Origin of the sequence: Pantoea agglomerans (assembly GCF_021397715.1) — a bacterium.
Taxonomy (GTDB): Bacteria; Pseudomonadota; Gammaproteobacteria; order Enterobacterales; family Enterobacteriaceae; genus Pantoea; species Pantoea astica.
Genome location: NZ_CP090207.1, coordinates 3,306,739 through 3,323,533, shown reverse-complemented (window position 1 = coordinate 3,323,533; position 16,795 = coordinate 3,306,739). Strand labels below are relative to the sequence as shown.

Genomic DNA, 16,795 nt, shown 5'->3' with positions numbered 1-16,795 from the left:
CTATTGCGGCTGGCAGAAGGCTCGGCGCACCGCACGCAACTGGCGATTTTTTAAACATAGAACCGGGCGCGATGATTGTCAGTAACAGGCTGAAATATTTTTTCATACTGAGATTTACCGCTTCGCTTCGCTGCCGGTTCAGCCGCAGCAAGCTGCTGCGAACGCCTGTTCAGAGAAAATTTGTGCCGGGTTACAGCCGGAATCGCAGCGTAAAACCGCGTTTTACCGGCTGTAACATGTTTTGCCGGTCAGCCACAGCAACCACGCGGTAGACTTTAGCCTCTGTCTCCTGCAAGCCATCCGCTCATGCCACGCGTAATAGAACCCTGGAAAATTAACCTGATTTCGGTCTGGTTTGGCTGTTTTTTTACTGGCCTGGCGATCAGCCAGATCATTCCGTTTCTGCCGCTCTACCTTGAACAGCTTGGCGTCAGCGGCGGTGAGTCGCTCAGCCTCTGGTCGGGTCTGACCTTCAGTATTACCTTCGTGATCTCGGCGGCAGTCGCACCGCTGTGGGGCAGCCTGGCGGATCGTAAAGGCCGTAAACTGATGCTGCTGCGTGCCGCTTTTGGCATGGGCGTGGTGATCCTGCTGCAGGCGTTTGTCACCGAAGCGTGGCAACTGCTACTGCTGCGCGCGCTGATGGGGCTGACCTCCGGCTACATTCCCAATGCGATGGCGCTGGTGGCGGCGCAGGTGCCGCGTGAACGCAGCGGCTGGGCGCTGAGCTGCGTCTCGACCGGCCAGATTGGCGGGGTGATCCTCGGTCCGATGCTGGGCGGACTGCTGGCGGACTGGGTCGGGTTACGCACGGTTTTTATCGTTACTGCCGTACTGCTGATGGTCAGTTTCCTGGTCACGCTGTTTCTGATTAAAGAGACCGGGTATACCCCGGTCAGCAAGAAAGATAAGCTCAGCGGGCGCGAGGTGTTCCGTTCGCTGGACAACCCGAAGCTGATGATCTGTCTGTTTTTCACCACCATGGTGATTCAGATGTGCAACGGATCGGTGAACCCGATCCTGACGCTGTTTGTGCGCGAACTGGCACCGACCGCAGAAAATATCGCTTTCCTTAGCGGGGTGATCGCCGCATTGCCTGGGGTGTCAGCGCTGCTGGCCGCACCCCGGCTGGGGCGGTTAGGCGATCGCATCGGTACCCAGCGTATCCTGCTGGCCACGATGGTGATCTCGCTGCTGCTGTTTGTTGCCATGTCGTTTGTTACTAGCGCCACCCAGCTTGGGGTGTTGCGTTTTCTGCTGGGATTCGCCGATGGGGCGATGATGCCGGCGGTGCAGACGCTGCTGGTGCGCCACTCACGCGACAACATCACCGGCCGTATCTTTGGTTATAACCAGTCGTTTATGTACCTGGGCAACGTTGCCGGTCCGCTGCTTGGCGCAGCGGTGTCGGCGGTGGCGGGCTTCCGCTGGGTCTTCTTCGCCACCGCCGTGGTGGTGCTGATTAACGTGGTATTTCTGAAGCGCTTTTACCGGCGTCCGAAAACGCCGCTGCCGGCGTCGGTAGGCAAAGCGTCAGCTCCGCCTGCCAGCGCTGCTGAGTCAGTAAAAACTCAGGACTGACGCTCGGACTCCAGGAATCATCACCGCCCACGCCCATATGATGCAGGTCCAGATGCAGCCAGCAGCCCGCTTCGGGCTGCAGCAGGTGACGATGCGAGGTCTCACGCAACTGCTCCAGGCTGAAGCGGCTGAGGGAGAAGGCGAAATCCCCCTTCACCTGCCAGCTGCCGCTGTCGAGCTGGCGGGTACCGCCACGCAATCCGTTTTCACCTGGAAAGACATACGGCGTAAAGAGCTGCGCCAGCGGCAGTTGCCAGCGCGAGAACTGCGCGGCGAGCTGACGATCGGGGTAGTTTTCGTGTGGCCCCAGCCCCAGCCAGCTGACCTGCTGCGGTACCGTTGCCAGCTGACAGCGTAAACCGATACGCGCTGGCGGCGGTAAGCCACGTGACTGTTCAACCGACAGCGTGATCTGCAGCTCGCCCTGCGGCGTAAACCGATAGCGCTTGCGGCTGATAAAGGCCAGCTGGTCATTGGCGTACCAGCCATGCAGCGTCCCGATCTCTACCGCCTGCGGCAGTTCACTGGTTTCCAGGGCGATCAGGCTGCTGCGCATCTGATCATAACCCGCGGCCTTCCAGCGCTCAGCCCAGGCGTTGGGATCGATGCGTTCGGCTTCGCTGGTACCGATATCATTATCCAGCGGTGCCCGGATAAAGCAGTCACGCAGCGGTGACAGCAGCGTCGGCTGATCTTCTGTGTACCACTGCACCAGTTCACCGCTCTGGCGTGAGAAGCACCAGCGCTGTTGTTGATGGGTCACGATAATCTCATCGTCATTCTCATTCATCACAGGCGTCGCTGCCGCGGCGGGCTGCGTCGGCAGAAGCAGCGCTGACGGCAGTGGCCATTGCTGCCAGGCGACGCGCCAGTCTGCCGGACTCCAGTCGGTGGCTTCAATCTGATGTACCGCCAGATTGAGCCAGCACTCGCCCTGAAGCGCAGCGGGCGGGGTCAGGCTGATGCGCTGCTGGCCCTGCGCAGCGAGGTCCAGCCGCACTTCACCTTCTGCCACGGCCTCGCCTGCCTGCTCGATGCGCCAGCGCAGCACTTCATTGTCGCTGCGGCGGAACAGATAATCGCTGCTGACGGTAAAGCTAAACGGATCGTTTGCATCGGCTTCAAACTGATAAAACTGCTGAGCGCACTGTGCTTCAGACAGCGCCGGATGCGGTGTGCGATCGGCAAACACCAGCCCGTTCATGCAGAACTGGCGGTCGTTGGGTTTATCGCCAAAGTCACCGCCGTAAGCCTGCCACGGCTCGCCCTGCGGGTCATAGCGGGTCAGGCTCTGATCGACCCAGTCCCAGACAAAGCCGCCCTGCAAGCGGGGAAACTGACGAAAGGCCTGCCAGTATTTCGCGAAACCACCAAAACTGTTGCCCATCGCATGGGCGTATTCGCACAGGATCAGCGGGCGGGTTTCGCCCGGCAGACCAATCCACTTTTTCAGTGACCATTTCGGCACGGCAGGGAAGGGTTGATCCTGATCCACCCTGGCATACATCGGACAGATAATGTCGGTCGCGGCGCTATCGGCACCGCCGCCTTCATACTGCACCGGGCGGGTCGGATCGACACTTTTGATCCAGCGATAGAGCGCATCATGGGTGCTGCCGTGCCCAGACTCGTTACCCAGCGACCAGATGATGATGCTGCAATGATTGCGATCGCGCTGCACCATCCGGGTGACGCGTTCGCTAAAGGCGGCAAACCAGCGGGGATCGTCCGCAAGCCGGTTCATCGGCTGCATACCGTGAGTTTCGATATTGGCTTCATCCACCACATAGAGGCCGTAGCGATCGCATAACCGGTACCACAGCGGATGGTTTGGGTAGTGTGAACAGCGCACCGCATTAAAATTGTGCTGCTTCATCAGCATGATGTCGCGCCGCATCGTCGCCTCATCCATCACCTGACCTCGCTCAGGATGGTGCTCATGACGGTTAACGCCGCGGATTAACAGTGGTTTGCCGTTCAGGCACAGCAGGCCATTATCGATAGTGACCTGACGGAAGCCGACGTCCCAGGCTTCCACCTCAATTAGCTGCTGGTGTTCATCCAGCAGCGCCAGCGTGGCGCGGTAGAGATGAGGCGTTTCAGCACTCCACAAGCTGGGCTGCTCCACCCGCAGATGCAACAGCGCGCGTTCCGGGTAGTGGCCGCGTTCGTCAATAATCGCGCTGCCGAGCGGCTGCTGGCACTGGCCTATCTGCTGTTCACCCTGCCACAGCGTCAGGCGCAGCTGATATTCAGCCGGCGTGACGGCGGGCAGCGTGACCTTCACTTCCGCCCGCAGCTCGGCACTGGAGAACTCCGGACTCAGTCGGGTTTCCAGCAGCACGTCAGCCAGTTGTACTGCGGGTTTATGCAGCAGGGTGACGTCGCGGAAAATACCGCTCATTCGCCACATGTCCTGATCTTCCAGATAGCTGCCATCGCTCCAGCGCAGCACCATCACCGCCAGACGGTTATTGCCGGGCAGCAGATGCGGCGTTAAGTCGAACTCCGCCGGTAAACGGCTATCCTGCGAATAGCCGATCCAGTGGCCGTTGCACCACAGATGAAAGGCCGAGTTAACCCCGTCAAAGATAATGCGGGTCTGGCCGCTGGCCTGCCACTGTGCGTCGGTGGTGAATGTGAGCGAGTAACAACCGGTTGGATTCTCCTGCGGCACGTAGGGTGGATTGACCGGGATCGGGTATTGCACATTGGTATAGATCGGCGCGTCATAGCCGTGCATCTGCCAGTTCGACGGCACCGGCAGCGTGGCCGCCTCCGGCAGATCCTGCAATAGCCAGCTGGCCGGAACCGCTTCAGGCTGCGAAAAATAACTGAATTTCCACTGCCCGTTGAGGCTCTTTTGCGAAGGTGAAGGGCGATCGTCGCGCGCCGAGATTTCGTCGCGCCAGCTGGCGAACGGCGGATGCGTATCGAGCCGATGCAGTGCGGTGATCACCGGATTTTCCCAGTCGCGGCGGGAAAGAATGTCATGAAAAGCAGCCTGAGTCATAAGGGTATCCTTAAAATGTAATGCGCTCACAATGCGCAAAAAAAGCCAGGCTGTAAAGAGTCCGCCTTAACGTTTTGAACAAAATAAGCGGATCAGGGTAGGGCGAAAAGCCAGCGGATGTTGAGATTGTGACGTCGTACTGCCCGTAAAACGTTAAGCCTGGTCAGCAAAGATGAATAGCGGCCCGATACGGAGGATTCTCACTTGTCGGCCTGCAGGCGGCTCCCTACACTCAGCGCGATTTCTTTATCCTGAGGTTGATATGGTTCGAATGATTAAGCTGGCGGCCGTTGTGGCAGTGGTTACCGCGCTGAGCGGATGTATTTTTCCTCCACCGGGCGGCGGCTGGGGCGGACACGGCGGTGGACATGGTGGTGGACCGGGTCGCGGGTTTGTCGATCCGCGTTAAGGCGTAGCGGCCAATTTCAGGCGCGCGAAACGTTACGCAGCGTCACTTTTTGCCGGCAAAACGTTTCGCCTGCACCCACAGCCGGAAGCCGGTTAATAGCGAGGCGTAATCAGAGGGTTAGTGGCGTGACAAAAGCGGTATTACCCTCTGTTTTTTTTGTTGTACCAGTGCTAATTTCTGCTTTTCTTCTCTGCAGAGATGACAGCATGAAAAACCTGATTGCTGAACTATTGGTTAAACTGGCTGAAAAAGAGGAAGCGTCAAAAGAACAGGTCGCTCAGATTGAGGCGCTGGAGATCGTCGTGACTGCGCTGGTGCGTAAGCTGGACCCGCAACAGCATCAGGCGATAACCACCGGGATTGAAACGGCGATGGACAACGCTGCCGACGCCAGCGATGAAAATGCTCTGTTGCTGCGTAACTACATCAATAAACTGCTCAAACATCCCCGCGTATAATGGCGGCGGCGCAAGGTGGGGTGGCATCATTTGCGATCCTGGCGGCACTTCAGCCTGAAATTCCCCCGCTTTGCTTATTCACTGCCAGAATTAAGATGGGTAACTCACTGTGGAGAAGATGCAATGAAGATCGGTTTAATGGCAATGGTCATGGCGGGCCTGCTGGTCAGCGGAATGCCCCATGCGGCGGAAAAAACGCCGCAGCAGCAAAAAATGACCATGTGTAATCAACATGCCACCTCACAAGACCTTAAAGGCGACGCCCGTAAAAGTTTTATGAGCGACTGCCTGAAGAAAGACAGCAAAATGGCGGGCATGTCGCCTCAGCAGATGAAAATGAAAACCTGTAACAGCGAAGCCGGGAATAAGAAGCTGGCGGGCGATGCCCGTAAGACCTTTATGAGCCAGTGCCTGAAAAAAAGCTGATGCCTGCCGGCCACCTGGGTGGCCGCCTTTTCCTCTCCGTTCCTGCCGATTAAAATATCCGATAAAACAGGCAACTAACCGCCTCGTTAACATTCCGACATGAGCATCTCGATTCCTTTGCCACACTTACTGTTTGTAGGGGTTTGCGCGGCAGGTCGTTTTTTGCTGCGCATCCGAAAACCAGAACGCAAAAGGAGCCATGTCGTGAACTATCAATTTACCGTAGCCCTGAATGAGTTGCCGCAGCGTCAGCCGGTTAAAAAAAAGCTGGGTGAGACAGAAGTGTTGCTGATCCGTGACGGTGAAAGCGTACGTGCCTTCCAGGCGAAGTGTCCTCACGCTGGCGCACCGCTTGAACAGGGCGCTATCTGCGGCGACCGTCTGGTCTGTCCGTGGCATAAGGCAGCGTTTAACCTGGCGGATGGCAAAATGCGCGAGCCGCTGGCGTTAGCCGATCTGAAGCAGTATCCGCTGCGAATTGAAAACGGCAACGTGCTGGTTAACCCTAAGGCGATGTCGCCTGCCGCGCCGATCGGCAGTGGGGCGAGCGCGCCGGTCTTCGTGGTGCTGGGCGGCGGCGCGGCGGGCAGCGCCGCGCTGTGGCGTCTGCGTCATGACGGCTTTAAGGGCCGCGTGGTGCTGGTCGAACGTGAGCAGGATGCCCCTTACGATCGCACGACGCTAACCAAATTTGTTCCCTCCGGCAAAATGGATATCAGTGAGGTTCCGCAGTTGCTGAAAGAGGATGTGATGGATCACGTAGAGCGCATCAGCGCCACCGTCACCCGCCTCGACAGTCAGCAGCAACGGTTGATTTTCGACTCGGGGGAGTCGCTGCCGTTCGACAAACTGTTGATCGCCAGTGGTGCCACGCCGGTTCTTCCTGAGCTGCCGGGCAACGATCTGACCGGCGTGCATCTGTTGCGCAGTAAAGACCAGACCGAGGCGCTGCTGCAGGCGGTAGATGCCAGCCAGCAAATTGTGATTATCGGCAACAGTTTTATCGGCACCGAAATGGCTTCGGCGCTGCGTAATCGCAATATCGACGTCACGGTGATTGCCCGTCAGCCGCTGCCGTTTGTAAAACAGTTCGGCGAACAGATTGGCCGCTATTTTTATCAGCTACATCAGGAAAATGGCGTCAAATGGGTTGAGGGGGAGATCGAGGCGTTACAGGGCGACAAACATGTCACCGGCGTGCGGCTAAAAACCGGGCAGCAGCTGGCGGCGGATGTGGTGCTGTTTGCCACCGGGGTAAAACCGGCAACGCCCTTTATCCACGATCTACCGCTGGCGGAGGATGGCAGCCTGCAGACGGATGAACAGCTCCGGGTGGCAGAAAACATCTGGGTAGCGGGCGATATTGCCACCTGGCCGTCGGCACAGGGGCCGCTGCGCATTGAGCACTACCGCGTGGCGCACCAGCAGGGTCAGACGGCAGCGCGCAATATGCTGGATCAGGCGGTCGCTTACGATCGGGTGCCGTTCTTCTGGACCACTCAATATGGCACGCGTTATGAATATCTGGGCCATGCTGCCGAATGGGATGAATACCAGCTGCTGGGATCGCTGGAAGATAAGACCTTTATTGCGTTGTATGGTCATCACGGGCAGCTGGCTGCGGTCTGCTCATGTGGGCTCTACACCCTGACCGCTGAACTGATTGAGCGGATGCAGCAACCGATGACGCTGGCGCAGGCAGTCGCGCTTTATCAGGCGCAGCAGGGCTAATTCGTCGCGGAAAAGAGCAGGCGCGGGCCTGCTCTGTTTCTGCGCCATGAAATGCGGCGTTAACTGCGGCTCAGTTTTTCCGATTTCGCCATGCACTGCTGCATTGCTTCGATAACCGCCGAACGCAGCCCTTTCTCTTCCAGTACCTTTACTGCTTCAATGGTGGTTCCGCCAGGCGAACAGACCATATCTTTCAGCTCGGCCGGATGCTTACCGGTGGCTAATACCATCTGCGCCGCGCCTTTTACCGCCTGCGCCGCAAACTGATAGGCCTGGGCGCGCGGCATCCCGCCCGCCACGGCCGCATCGGCCATCGCTTCAATAAACATAAACACGTAGGCTGGCGCAGAACCGCTGACGCCAACCACCGAATGAATCAGATACTCATCCACCACAGCGGCTTTGCCGAAGCTCTCAAAAATCGCCACCACCTCATCCGTTTCACTCTGATCAACCAGCGCGTTAGGGGTAACGGAGGTCATGCCTTCGCCCACCAGTGACGGGGTATTTGGCATCGCCCGGATAATTTTGCGATCGTAACCCAGCACCGAAGAGAGCGAATCCAGCGTTACGCCAGCGGCAATCGACACCACCAGCGCCTCTTTCTTCAGGTTGCCCGCCAGATCTTTCAGCACTTTAAGGATGACGTTGGGTTTGACCGCGCCAAACAGGATATCGACGTCACGCGCCATCGCCTCGGCGCTCTCGGCGGCGTTAATGCCGTACTGCTGCGCCATCGCCTGGTTAGTCTCGGCTTTACGATCGTAAATAAAGATATCAGACGGCGCGATTTTGCCACTGTCTACCAGTCCGCCAATAATCGCTTTTGCCATGTTGCCACCGCCAATAAACCCGATTTTCTTTGCCAGCATCGCCATCTCCTTAGTCATTATTCGCTGTTCTTAACGGGCTAGCTTACTGCAGCCAGCCTGAATAACAAGTCAGCCGCGCCCAGGCCCAGGCACCGCGCTGCAAATAAAATTTGCCATTGCGGATGAGTCCGGCAAGATCGACGCATTCTCTGATAAGAAGGAATCATGATGGCTATCTGGGTCGATGCTGACGCCTGTCCGAATGTGATCAAAGAGGTGCTCTACCGTGCTGCGGACCGCACCGCAACCACTGTGACCTTTGTCGCCAACCAGTTTTTGCGCGTACCCTCTTCGCCTTATCTGCGTACTTTGCAGGTACCGGCGGGATTTGATGTGGCGGATAACGAAATTGTCCGGCGGGCGCAGCCGGGCGATCTGGTGATCACGGCGGATATTCCGCTGGCGGCTGAAGTGATTGAAAAGGGGGCGGCGGCGCTGAATCCGCGCGGTGAACGCTACTCACCGGCCACCATTCGTGAACGGCTGACGATGCGTGATTTTATGGATACCCTGCGGGCAAGTGGCGTGCAGACCGGCGGCCCCGCGGCGATGAATCCGCGTGACCGCCAGCAGTTTGCTAACGAACTGGACAGCTGGCTCAGACAGCAAAAACGCTGAGCTTAGACGAAGTTATCGTCGTCGAAATCGTTACCGCCAAAATCGTTGAGATCGCTGTTATCGGCGAAGCCATTATCCCAGCCCGCATTCTGATCGAGGAATGCGCTGTCCTCACCGCCACCATTAAAGGTGTTGAGGTTGTCATTAACATCCGGCAGCGGCGGCTCGTTAATGATGTTCACAATTTCTTCCGGCTGGGAGTGATGAAACATGCTGGTCAGCATATCCGCCATCACCACGCCGCCCGCAACGCCCACCGCGGTTTGCAGCGCACCGCCCAGGAAACCGGTACCGCGTGCGGCTGGCGCACTGGCATATTGCGGTGGCTGTGCCGCCTGCTGCTGCGGCGCACTGTTCCACGCCGGAGGCTGCTGTTGCGCAGGCGGCTGCTGGCGTGATCCGCTGCCAAATAAGCCCGACAGAAACCCTCCGCTGCTCTGTGCCTGCTGTTGCTGCTGTTGCTGTTGCGCCAGTCGGCTCTCCAGCTCAGTTACCCGATCATTGAGTTTTTTCAGCGCGGCTTCCTGAATCAGAATCGCCTGCGCCATGTAATAGGGCGCGCCCGGCTGCGCCTGCAGATGCTGGTTAATCAGTTGTTCGGCAGCGGCATCGCGTGCCACGGTCTGGCTTTCTGCCTGTTTAAGACGGCTGAACAGCCCTTCGATCAGTTGTTGTTCTTCGCGTTGCATGATGACTCTCCTGTTGCGATTCTATTCAGTATATGGGGCTGCCAGGCTGCAAAGTAAAATTGTGGCGGTAAGCAAATGTTGCGGACGTCACCACGCACCCTCCATGCACAAAACGTGCATGCGTTTCGCTTTGAAAATAAAGGAATTGTCTGAAGTTGTCGGGTCTGGCTGCGCATTTCATGCTTGATGGGTAGAGGCAAAAAAGAAATCCAGTTATCATGCGTCGCATTATTGAGCGAAATATCCAGCCGCAGCATGCGGCAAGGCGGAGGAATGGCCCTGATGTCTCTACCCATCTTTTTGATTGGCGCACGCGGTTGCGGCAAAACCACTGTCGGCAAAGCGTTGTCGCAGGCGTTGGGCTACGCCTTTTGCGATACCGATCATCATCTGCAGCTCACCACGCAGCGCAGCGTGGCGGAGATAGTGGCAGCTGAAGGCTGGGAAGGGTTCCGTGCACGGGAAACCGAGTCGCTCAGGGCGGTGACCGCGCCGTTGACGGTGATTGCGACCGGCGGTGGCATGGTGCTGGCCGAAGAGAACTGCCGCTTTATGCAGGAGCAGGGCCGTGTCATCTGGCTTAGCGCCTCGCCGGAGGTGCTGGCGGAGCGGCTGGAGAGCCAGCCCGAAACGGCACAGCGCCCAACGCTAACCGGACGCCCGATTGCCGATGAGATGGAAGAGGTGCTGCGTGAGCGCGCCCATTTATACCGCGCGGCGGCTCATCATCAGGTCAATGCCATGCAGTCGCCTGAGGGCGTCGTCGATGAGATCCTGCACTCGTTATCGCTGGCGCGCGCCAGCTAACCCTCAGATTTTTCCCGCTTTGATCCCGCTTACAGTGCGGTTGTCTATACTTAGCTTCTGACAGGCATCGGCCTGTCTTGTGGAATGTGATTCAGCTAAGAGGGACACAGTATGCCGACAAGACCACCGTACCCACGCGAAGCGCGAATTGTGCCGGTTGAAAAGGGCACCGAAGCTAATAAAGTCACATCGTATGAATTACGTGCTGACCATCCCAAACCAAATTCATTAATCAGTGAGCACGAAACGGAAGAGGAAGCGCGTGACGCCAAGCTGCGTTACGAAGACGTCGAAAAAGAGTAAAACGTTGCCGCTGGCAGGGATGCCAGCCGACATCATGCCAGAATGACGCAATTTTTTGGCTGAATCCATTTAGCCTTCCCTTCTGTTCTGCCTCACCGGACTCCCGCCAGATAAAGCCCCGCTAATCATTCTTCCGCCCTGATTTTGTCCGCCTGTCGATCGGTTCAGCTAAAAATTGTCTCTTGACCGATTCAGCGCAACGTTTTATTTTCGATTTACCGAATCAGGAACTCAGTTCCATATAGTGAAACTCGCTGCATGACCACACTCGAAAATGCCGCCGCCGTACTCAGACTGTTCCAGCGCAAAGGCGTGACTCAGGGACATGTCGGGCTGACATTTAGTGAAGTGGTTGATGCGCTGACGCTGCCGAAAAGCACCGTTTCACGTCTGCTGGCCACGATGGAGAGTCAGGGGCTGCTGGAGCGGGATGCCGAAACGCGTTGCTTTCATATTGGTCGCGTCCTGTTGGCTGCAGCCGGACATTATCTCTCGGCGCCGCTGGTTGATAGCGTCTCCGCGGCCATGGTCAGGCTGGCAGAGAGCACCGGCTGTATGGGCTATGTCTCTAAGCTGGCCGGACGCGAAATATTAGTCATGCGTATGTTTCATGGTCGCCATTTCACCCAGATGGTGACGCCGCCAGGCAGTCGTATGCCGGCGGCCGCAACCTCAACCGGCCGGGCGCTGTTAGCCCAGCTGAGTGATGAAGAGGTTCAGGCGCGTTATCTCGATAACTGGCAGGTGGTTTCCGCAAATTCACCTCAAACGCCTGACGCGCTTTGTGCACGATTAGCTGAAGTGCGTCAGCACGGCTGGTCACTGGCGCGCAATGAGTCACTGCCCGGCATCAGCTCGCTGTCGGTCTGCGTGCATAACAAACATCATGGCGAAACGGTGGCGCTCTGCCTCTCGTTTCTGTCGCAGGAGAGTGAGCCGGGCTACCCGTCAGACCTGCTCGAAGCATTACGCGCAACGGCTGCAGAGATAGCCGAAAAATATGGCGCGTAACTTCACAACGATTTTATCGGCGTAATATTTCGCCACACCAGGGAAAACAAAGGCCTTCGGGCCTTTTTCTTTCAATCTGATCGTCACTCTTTGCGCAGCATCGGTTGCTGTGCGCGCCTCCCCACGTCTTTTTACGGCTTAAAGCCTGGGCTGCGCGCGCCTGTAGCTGGCTGCTGCGGCGTGTCCGATCGGTGAAATATAAAAACGACGTAAGCCAGCTGGCTGGCAATACGTTATTTCATTTCGTCTGGGTAGGGAGGGGTGGGAATATATGGAACGGGTCAATCCGATTAAGCACGCTGGCGTTGCGCTGGTTTTAATTTTTCTTTCAATTGCGGGTGCCATTATTGGTATTCAGCTGATCACCACCATTGGGGTGACACCCAATACCTCCATTATTGGCGCGCTGTTTGCCATGCTGCTGGCGCGCATTCCGCTACAGGCTTTTCGCCGTTATCGCTCAATTGAAATCCAGAACCTGGCGCAGACCGCCATCTCCTCGGCCACCTTTGGTGCGGCAAATAGCCTGCTGATGCCGATTGCCGTGCCCTGGGCGCTGGGTGAACCGCAACTGGTACTGCCGCTGTTCTGTGGCGTCAGCGCGGCCATGCTGCTGGATGCCTGGCTGCTCTATCGACTGTTTGATACCCGCGTCTTCCCGGCCAGCAATGCCTGGCCGCCGGGCGTTGCGGCGGCAGAAGCGATTAAGGCTGGCGATAAAGGCGGACGTCAGGCGTGGCTGCTGGTGATGGGCATTGTGGGTGGCATCGTCGGCGCGATGCTGAAGATTCCGATGTCCGCTTTCGGCACGGCTTTTATCGGCAACATCTGGGCGCTGTCGATGCTCGGCATCGGCTTCCTGCTGCGCGCTTATGCTCAGCCGGTGGCCGGTATTGATATTAACGCCCTCTACATTCCGCATGGCGTGATGGTCGGTGCCGGTCTGGTGGCGCTGATTCAGGTGGTGATGGTGATCCGCAGCCGCAAAAACGATGCGCTGGTGGTCAGCCGTAATGGTAATGAGGTGCAGCGGGCGCTGGGATTGGGCAGCGTTGGCTACATCCTCATCTCGGCGCTGCTGGCGCTGGCCGGCGGATTATGGAGTGAAATGGGGCTGGCGATGCTGCTGCTGTTTATTCTGTACGCCGCCTTTGCCGCCTTCGTTCACGAACTGATTGTCGGCATTGCCGCCATGCACTCCGGCTGGTTCCCGGCGTTTGCGGTGGCGCTGATCACCCTCATTATTGGCATCCTGATTGGCTTTCCACCGCTGGCACTCTGCCTGCTGTGCGGCTTTACCGCCGCCACCGGACCAGCCTTTGCCGATATGGGTTACGACCTCAAGGCGGGCTTTATCCTGCGCGGTAACGGCGCAGATATGCAGCAGGAGCTGTGGGGCCGCCGCATCCAGCTGATCGCCGCGATGATCGCCTTCGTGGTGTCGATTCCGCTGGTCTGGTATGCCCACACGCTGTTCTTCACCGACAACCTGCTGCCGCCAGTGGCGCGGGTCTATGCCAAAACCATTCAGGCTGGCGCAGAGCCAGGCATTGCCGGCAACCTGCTGATCTGGGCGATCCCTGGCGCGATAATTCAGCTGATCGGCGGGCCAAAGCGCCAGTTAGGCGTGCTGTTAGCCACCGGTTTACTGATCAATAACGCCATGGCCGGCTGGGCGGTGGTGGTGGGGATCGCGCTGCGTATCGTGATCATTCGCGTCTGGGGCGAGCGTGGCCGTTCGCCAATGGAAGTGATGGCCGCGGGCTTTATTGCCGGTGATGCGCTCTTCAGCTTCTTTAATTCACTGTTTGCCAGCAGCAGTAAAAAATAGCTAAGGATTAACCATGAGTTTACAGCAGACCTTGCAGGTCTTTGAGTTACTGGATAGCGCCCTGATTGACGGGCAGCAGGTAGTGGATCTGTTCGCCGCGTACCCGGAAGTGCAGGCCAGCGTGAAGCGGGTTTCCGGTCCCAAAGGCCGGACCGATTTTGTACGCATCGCGATTGCTGGCACGCAGGGCAAAGCCAGCGGCGGGACGGCACCGACGCTGGGCATTATTGGTCGTCTTGGGGGCATCGGCGCCCGGCCTGGGCGCATCGGCATGGTATCCGATGCCGACGGAGCCGTGGCGGCGATCGCCAGTGCGCTCAAGCTGGCGCAGATGCAGAGCAAAGGCGACCGGCTGGCGGGTGACGTAATTGTCACCACTCATATCTGCCCGGATGCGCCCACCCGGCCGCATCAACCGGTCGACTTTATGGATTCGCCGATTGACGATATCACCATGAATGATAACGAAGTGGTCGAGGGCGTGGAGGCGATTCTCTCCATCGACACCACCAAAGGGAACCGCATCATCAACCACAAGGGCTTTGCGCTCTCGCCCACGGTGAAAGAGGGTTACATTCTGCGGGTCTCTGAGGATCTGTTGCGCATCATGGAGATGACCACCGGTCGTCCTGCCGTCACTTTTCCCATCACTACTCAGGACATCACCCCTTACGGAAATGGCATCTACCATCTGAACAGCATTCTGCAACCGTCGACCGCCACCGATGTGCCGGTGGTGGGGGTGGCGATCACCGCAGAATCGGTGGTGCCGGGCTGCGGTACCGGTGCCAGTCATGAGGTGGATATCGCCGCTGCGGCGAAATTTGCGGTGGAAGTGGCGAAAGAGTTTGGTCGCGAGACCTGCCACTTTTATGACGCAGAAGAATACGCGCGGCTGCTGGCGCTCTACGGCAGCCTGGGACATTTGCGTCAGCGGAATCACTGAGATGGCTAAATCCCTGGTCACTCTGACCATCGGTCAGTCACCGCGCAGCGACATTCTGCCGCTGCTGCGTCTGCATCTGCCGGACGCCGTGACCGATCATGCCGGCTTGCTTGATGGATTAAGCGCGGCCGATATCGCGGCGCAGTATGGTCCGGCGGCGGGCGAGAAGATCCTGGTTTCCCGGCTGCAGAGTGGTGAGCAGGTACGGCTGGCGGCATCCAGAGTGGAGCAGGGATTGCAGCGCAAAATCAGCGCTCTGGAGCAGGCGGGTTACGACACCATTCTGCTGCTCTGTACCGGCGAATTTGGCACCTTACGCACCCGGCGCGCGCTGCTGCTGGAGCCGGATCGCATTATCCCGCCGCTGATCTGCGCGATGGTTCAGCAGCAGCGGGTCGGGATTGTGGTGCCGGTTGAAGAGCAGGTGGTGGAACAGGCGGCGAAGTGGCAGTTGCTGCCCACGCCAGCCCATTACGCCGTCGCCAGCCCCTATCAGGCCGATGAGGCCACCTTCGCGGCGGCGGCCCGCACGCTACAGGCTGCCGATGTCGGTCTGGTGGTGCTGGACTGTTTTGGCTATCACCAGCAGCATCGGGCTGCGCTGCAGTCGCGGCTCGGCGTACCGGTATTGCTTTCGAATCAGCTGGTGGCCAGGCTGGCGGCAGAACTGCTGGGCTGACGGGAGAGATCACAAACGACCATCATTTCGCGTGACAGATCAGCGAGTTCCCTTCTACACTGCCAGACACCTTAATGTGCTGTGAGGAAGTATTATGCTCAACATTAGTGAGTATTTTGACGGAAAAGTTAAATCCATCGGTTTTGACAGTGCGAGCACCGGCCGTGCCAGCGTGGGCGTGATGGCTGAAGGCGAATATACCTTTGGTACCGGTCAGCCGGAAGAGATGACCGTGGTGAGCGGCTCGCTGAAGGTACTGCTGCCGGGTGAAACCGAGTGGCAATGGTTTGAGGCGGGTTCGGTGTTTAACGTGCCGGGCCACAGCGAATTTCACTTACAGGTTGGCGAACCCAGTTCTTATCTCTGTCGCTACCTGAAAGGATAAAAAAATGGCCGCAATGCGGCCATTTTCTTTCAGAGCGACGCCAGCTTAACGCTGTGCTTCGCCGCCTAACGCTTCCACCAGGTTGCTGGTCAGCGCAGCCAGTTCGCTGGTCATCAGAATAAAGTCGGCGTCAAAACGCTGGGCAAAATCTTCCCGATCAATATCATCGTTCTGGTCGCGCAGCGTGTCGCTGAACTTCAGGCGTTTGATTGAACCGTCGTCGGCCAGCATAAACTGAATGCGCTCCTGCCAGTCCAGCGCCAGTTTGGTCACCAGTTTACCCGCTTCGATGTGATTCGCGATCTCATCACAGACCAGATCCTGTTTCTTGCAGCGGATCACGCCGCCATCTTCCAGCAGCGCTTTCAGCTCGGCTTCATCCATCAGGGCGAAACCGGCGGGCACCTCGCCAGAACGTACCCATTCGGTCAGGGTCAGTTCAATCGGGCTTTCCAGCGTCAGCGGCACCACCGGCAATGAGCCGAGGCTTTTGCGCAGCAGCGCCAGCGTATCTTCCGCTTTTTTGGCGCTGGCGCAGTCAACCATAATCAGGTTGTTCACCGTGTCGATCCACAGCCAGGTCTGGCTAAAGCGGCTGAAGGCACGCGGCAGCAGGCTGTGCAGCACTTCATCTTTCAGCGAATCTTTTTCGGTCTTCTTCAGCTTGCGGCTCTGCTCCGCTTCCAGCTTGTCGATTTTCGCTTCCAGCGCCTGTTTCACGACCGGTGACGGCAGCATTTTCTCTTCTTTGCGGGCGCAAATCACGATCTGACCGTTGTTTTCATGGGTCAGCGCATCGCTGCGGTTGCCCATCGGCGGCACCCAGCCGGTTTTGCTCATATCCTGACTGCCACACGGCGAAAAAGTGAAGGCGTCGAGCTGTTTTTCCATCTCATCTGCGGACAACGGAATGTCACGATTCAGACGATAAACCATCATATTTTTAAACCACAACATCGGGATTCCTTACCGTGGCGCGATCGGGCGCACAAGTCTAACAGAGTCAGCGCGCATGATAGCGAAACATCGGAGTGGT

General features: G+C 57.9%; 17 protein-coding genes. 13 read left to right on the top strand and 4 right to left on the bottom strand.

The genetic code is table 11. From position 1 onward, the window contains the following. Positions 1 to 306: 306 nt before the first annotated feature. Entirely contained in the window at positions 307 to 1,581 is a 1,275-nt protein-coding gene (locus LZU96_RS15955; protein WP_293001136.1) for a multidrug efflux MFS transporter, read from the top strand. Here LZU96_RS15955 and LZU96_RS15950 read toward each other — a convergent pair. Then, on the bottom strand, positions 1,463 to 4,594 hold the full coding sequence (locus tag LZU96_RS15950) for a beta-galactosidase (RefSeq protein WP_233985165.1): 3,132 nt from the start codon (positions 4,592 to 4,594) through the stop codon (positions 1,463 to 1,465). The genes LZU96_RS15955 and LZU96_RS15950 overlap by 119 nt on opposite strands. A gap of 262 nt (positions 4,595 to 4,856) precedes the next feature. Here LZU96_RS15950 and LZU96_RS15945 point away from each other — a divergent pair, with 262 nt between their 5' ends. The 4 genes from LZU96_RS15945 (at position 4,857) to LZU96_RS15930 (ending at position 7,618) form a co-directional block, all read left to right on the top strand. Next, positions 4,857 to 5,003 carry a hypothetical protein gene (locus LZU96_RS15945; protein ID WP_233985164.1) on the top strand — a complete coding sequence of 49 codons (147 nt, stop codon included), beginning with the start codon at positions 4,857 to 4,859 and terminating at the stop codon, positions 5,001 to 5,003. A 206-nt stretch (positions 5,004 to 5,209) separates the two neighbouring features. Continuing rightward, positions 5,210 to 5,461, top strand: coding sequence for an anti-adapter protein IraP (gene iraP / locus LZU96_RS15940; protein WP_233985163.1), 252 nt, complete (start codon positions 5,210 to 5,212; stop codon positions 5,459 to 5,461). A gap of 123 nt (positions 5,462 to 5,584) precedes the next feature. Further along, a complete protein-coding gene (locus tag LZU96_RS15935; protein WP_233985162.1) occupies positions 5,585 to 5,887 on the top strand; it encodes a PsiF family protein in 303 nt (100 codons plus the stop codon). A gap of 204 nt (positions 5,888 to 6,091) precedes the next feature. Next, a complete protein-coding gene (locus tag LZU96_RS15930) occupies positions 6,092 to 7,618 on the top strand; it encodes an FAD-dependent oxidoreductase (RefSeq protein ID WP_233985161.1) in 1,527 nt (508 codons plus the stop codon). A 59-nt stretch (positions 7,619 to 7,677) separates the two neighbouring features. Here the strand turns inward: LZU96_RS15930 and proC are convergent, their stop codons facing one another. Next, positions 7,678 to 8,490: a pyrroline-5-carboxylate reductase gene (gene proC / locus LZU96_RS15925; RefSeq protein WP_233985160.1), complete on the bottom strand. Its 813-nt coding sequence runs from the start codon at positions 8,488 to 8,490 to the stop codon at positions 7,678 to 7,680. Between the two features lie 168 nt (positions 8,491 to 8,658). On the opposite strand from proC, the gene LZU96_RS15920 reads away from it, so the two are divergent. After that, positions 8,659 to 9,108 (top strand): YaiI/YqxD family protein, encoded by a 450-nt coding sequence (locus LZU96_RS15920; protein WP_031377593.1) that lies wholly within the window; start codon positions 8,659 to 8,661, stop codon positions 9,106 to 9,108. 2 nt (positions 9,109 to 9,110) lie between these two features. Here the strand turns inward: LZU96_RS15920 and LZU96_RS15915 are convergent, their stop codons facing one another. Further along, positions 9,111 to 9,797, bottom strand: a complete 687-nt coding sequence (locus LZU96_RS15915) for a DUF2076 domain-containing protein (protein WP_233985159.1) — start codon at positions 9,795 to 9,797, stop codon at positions 9,111 to 9,113. 282 nt (positions 9,798 to 10,079) lie between these two features. Here LZU96_RS15915 and aroL point away from each other — a divergent pair, with 282 nt between their 5' ends. The 7 genes from aroL (at position 10,080) to ppnP (ending at position 15,759) form a co-directional block, all read left to right on the top strand. Further along, the gene (gene aroL, locus LZU96_RS15910; protein ID WP_233985158.1) at positions 10,080 to 10,604 is read left to right on the top strand and encodes a shikimate kinase AroL; all 525 of its coding nucleotides are present in this window, start codon (positions 10,080 to 10,082) and stop codon (positions 10,602 to 10,604) included. Between the two features lie 111 nt (positions 10,605 to 10,715). After that, complete coding sequence (locus LZU96_RS15905) at positions 10,716 to 10,907, top strand: YaiA family protein (RefSeq protein WP_031377596.1); 192 nt, start codon at positions 10,716 to 10,718, stop codon at positions 10,905 to 10,907. 258 nt (positions 10,908 to 11,165) lie between these two features. Continuing rightward, positions 11,166 to 11,918 (top strand): IclR family transcriptional regulator, encoded by a 753-nt coding sequence (locus LZU96_RS15900; RefSeq protein WP_233985157.1) that lies wholly within the window; start codon positions 11,166 to 11,168, stop codon positions 11,916 to 11,918. Between the two features lie 271 nt (positions 11,919 to 12,189). Then, positions 12,190 to 13,749 carry an OPT/YSL family transporter gene (locus LZU96_RS15895; protein ID WP_233985156.1) on the top strand — a complete coding sequence of 520 codons (1,560 nt, stop codon included), beginning with the start codon at positions 12,190 to 12,192 and terminating at the stop codon, positions 13,747 to 13,749. Between the two features lie 13 nt (positions 13,750 to 13,762). After that, positions 13,763 to 14,695: a DUF1177 domain-containing protein gene (locus LZU96_RS15890; protein ID WP_233985155.1), complete on the top strand. Its 933-nt coding sequence runs from the start codon at positions 13,763 to 13,765 to the stop codon at positions 14,693 to 14,695. 1 nt (position 14,696) lies between these two features. Further along, a complete protein-coding gene (locus tag LZU96_RS15885) occupies positions 14,697 to 15,374 on the top strand; it encodes an AroM family protein (RefSeq protein ID WP_233985154.1) in 678 nt (225 codons plus the stop codon). A gap of 94 nt (positions 15,375 to 15,468) precedes the next feature. After that, positions 15,469 to 15,759 carry a pyrimidine/purine nucleoside phosphorylase gene (gene ppnP, locus LZU96_RS15880; protein ID WP_094121675.1) on the top strand — a complete coding sequence of 97 codons (291 nt, stop codon included), beginning with the start codon at positions 15,469 to 15,471 and terminating at the stop codon, positions 15,757 to 15,759. A gap of 45 nt (positions 15,760 to 15,804) precedes the next feature. On the opposite strand, the gene rdgC is transcribed toward ppnP, so the two are convergent. Further along, entirely contained in the window at positions 15,805 to 16,716 is a 912-nt protein-coding gene (gene rdgC / locus LZU96_RS15875) for a recombination-associated protein RdgC (RefSeq protein ID WP_094120152.1), read from the bottom strand. Between the last annotated feature and the right edge of the window lie 79 nt (positions 16,717 to 16,795).

Bases quoted from the DNA above. Each gene is read 5' to 3' on its own strand.
- LZU96_RS15955 (WP_293001136.1), top strand. From the start codon at position 307: ATGCCACGCGTAATAGAACCCTGGAAAATTAACCTGATTTCGGTCTGG.
- LZU96_RS15950 (WP_233985165.1), bottom strand. From the start codon at position 4,594: ATGACTCAGGCTGCTTTTCATGACATTCTTTCCCGCCGCGACTGGGAA.
- LZU96_RS15945 (WP_233985164.1), top strand. From the start codon at position 4,857: ATGGTTCGAATGATTAAGCTGGCGGCCGTTGTGGCAGTGGTTACCGCG.
- iraP (WP_233985163.1), top strand. From the start codon at position 5,210: ATGAAAAACCTGATTGCTGAACTATTGGTTAAACTGGCTGAAAAAGAG.
- LZU96_RS15935 (WP_233985162.1), top strand. From the start codon at position 5,585: ATGAAGATCGGTTTAATGGCAATGGTCATGGCGGGCCTGCTGGTCAGC.
- proC (WP_233985160.1), bottom strand. From the start codon at position 8,490: ATGCTGGCAAAGAAAATCGGGTTTATTGGCGGTGGCAACATGGCAAAA.
- LZU96_RS15920 (WP_031377593.1), top strand. From the start codon at position 8,659: ATGGCTATCTGGGTCGATGCTGACGCCTGTCCGAATGTGATCAAAGAG.
- LZU96_RS15915 (WP_233985159.1), bottom strand. From the start codon at position 9,797: ATGCAACGCGAAGAACAACAACTGATCGAAGGGCTGTTCAGCCGTCTT.
- aroL (WP_233985158.1), top strand. From the start codon at position 10,080: ATGTCTCTACCCATCTTTTTGATTGGCGCACGCGGTTGCGGCAAAACC.
- LZU96_RS15905 (WP_031377596.1), top strand. From the start codon at position 10,716: ATGCCGACAAGACCACCGTACCCACGCGAAGCGCGAATTGTGCCGGTT.
- LZU96_RS15900 (WP_233985157.1), top strand. From the start codon at position 11,166: ATGACCACACTCGAAAATGCCGCCGCCGTACTCAGACTGTTCCAGCGC.
- LZU96_RS15895 (WP_233985156.1), top strand. From the start codon at position 12,190: ATGGAACGGGTCAATCCGATTAAGCACGCTGGCGTTGCGCTGGTTTTA.
- LZU96_RS15890 (WP_233985155.1), top strand. From the start codon at position 13,763: ATGAGTTTACAGCAGACCTTGCAGGTCTTTGAGTTACTGGATAGCGCC.
- LZU96_RS15885 (WP_233985154.1), top strand. From the start codon at position 14,697: ATGGCTAAATCCCTGGTCACTCTGACCATCGGTCAGTCACCGCGCAGC.
- ppnP (WP_094121675.1), top strand. From the start codon at position 15,469: ATGCTCAACATTAGTGAGTATTTTGACGGAAAAGTTAAATCCATCGGT.
- rdgC (WP_094120152.1), bottom strand. From the start codon at position 16,716: ATGTTGTGGTTTAAAAATATGATGGTTTATCGTCTGAATCGTGACATT.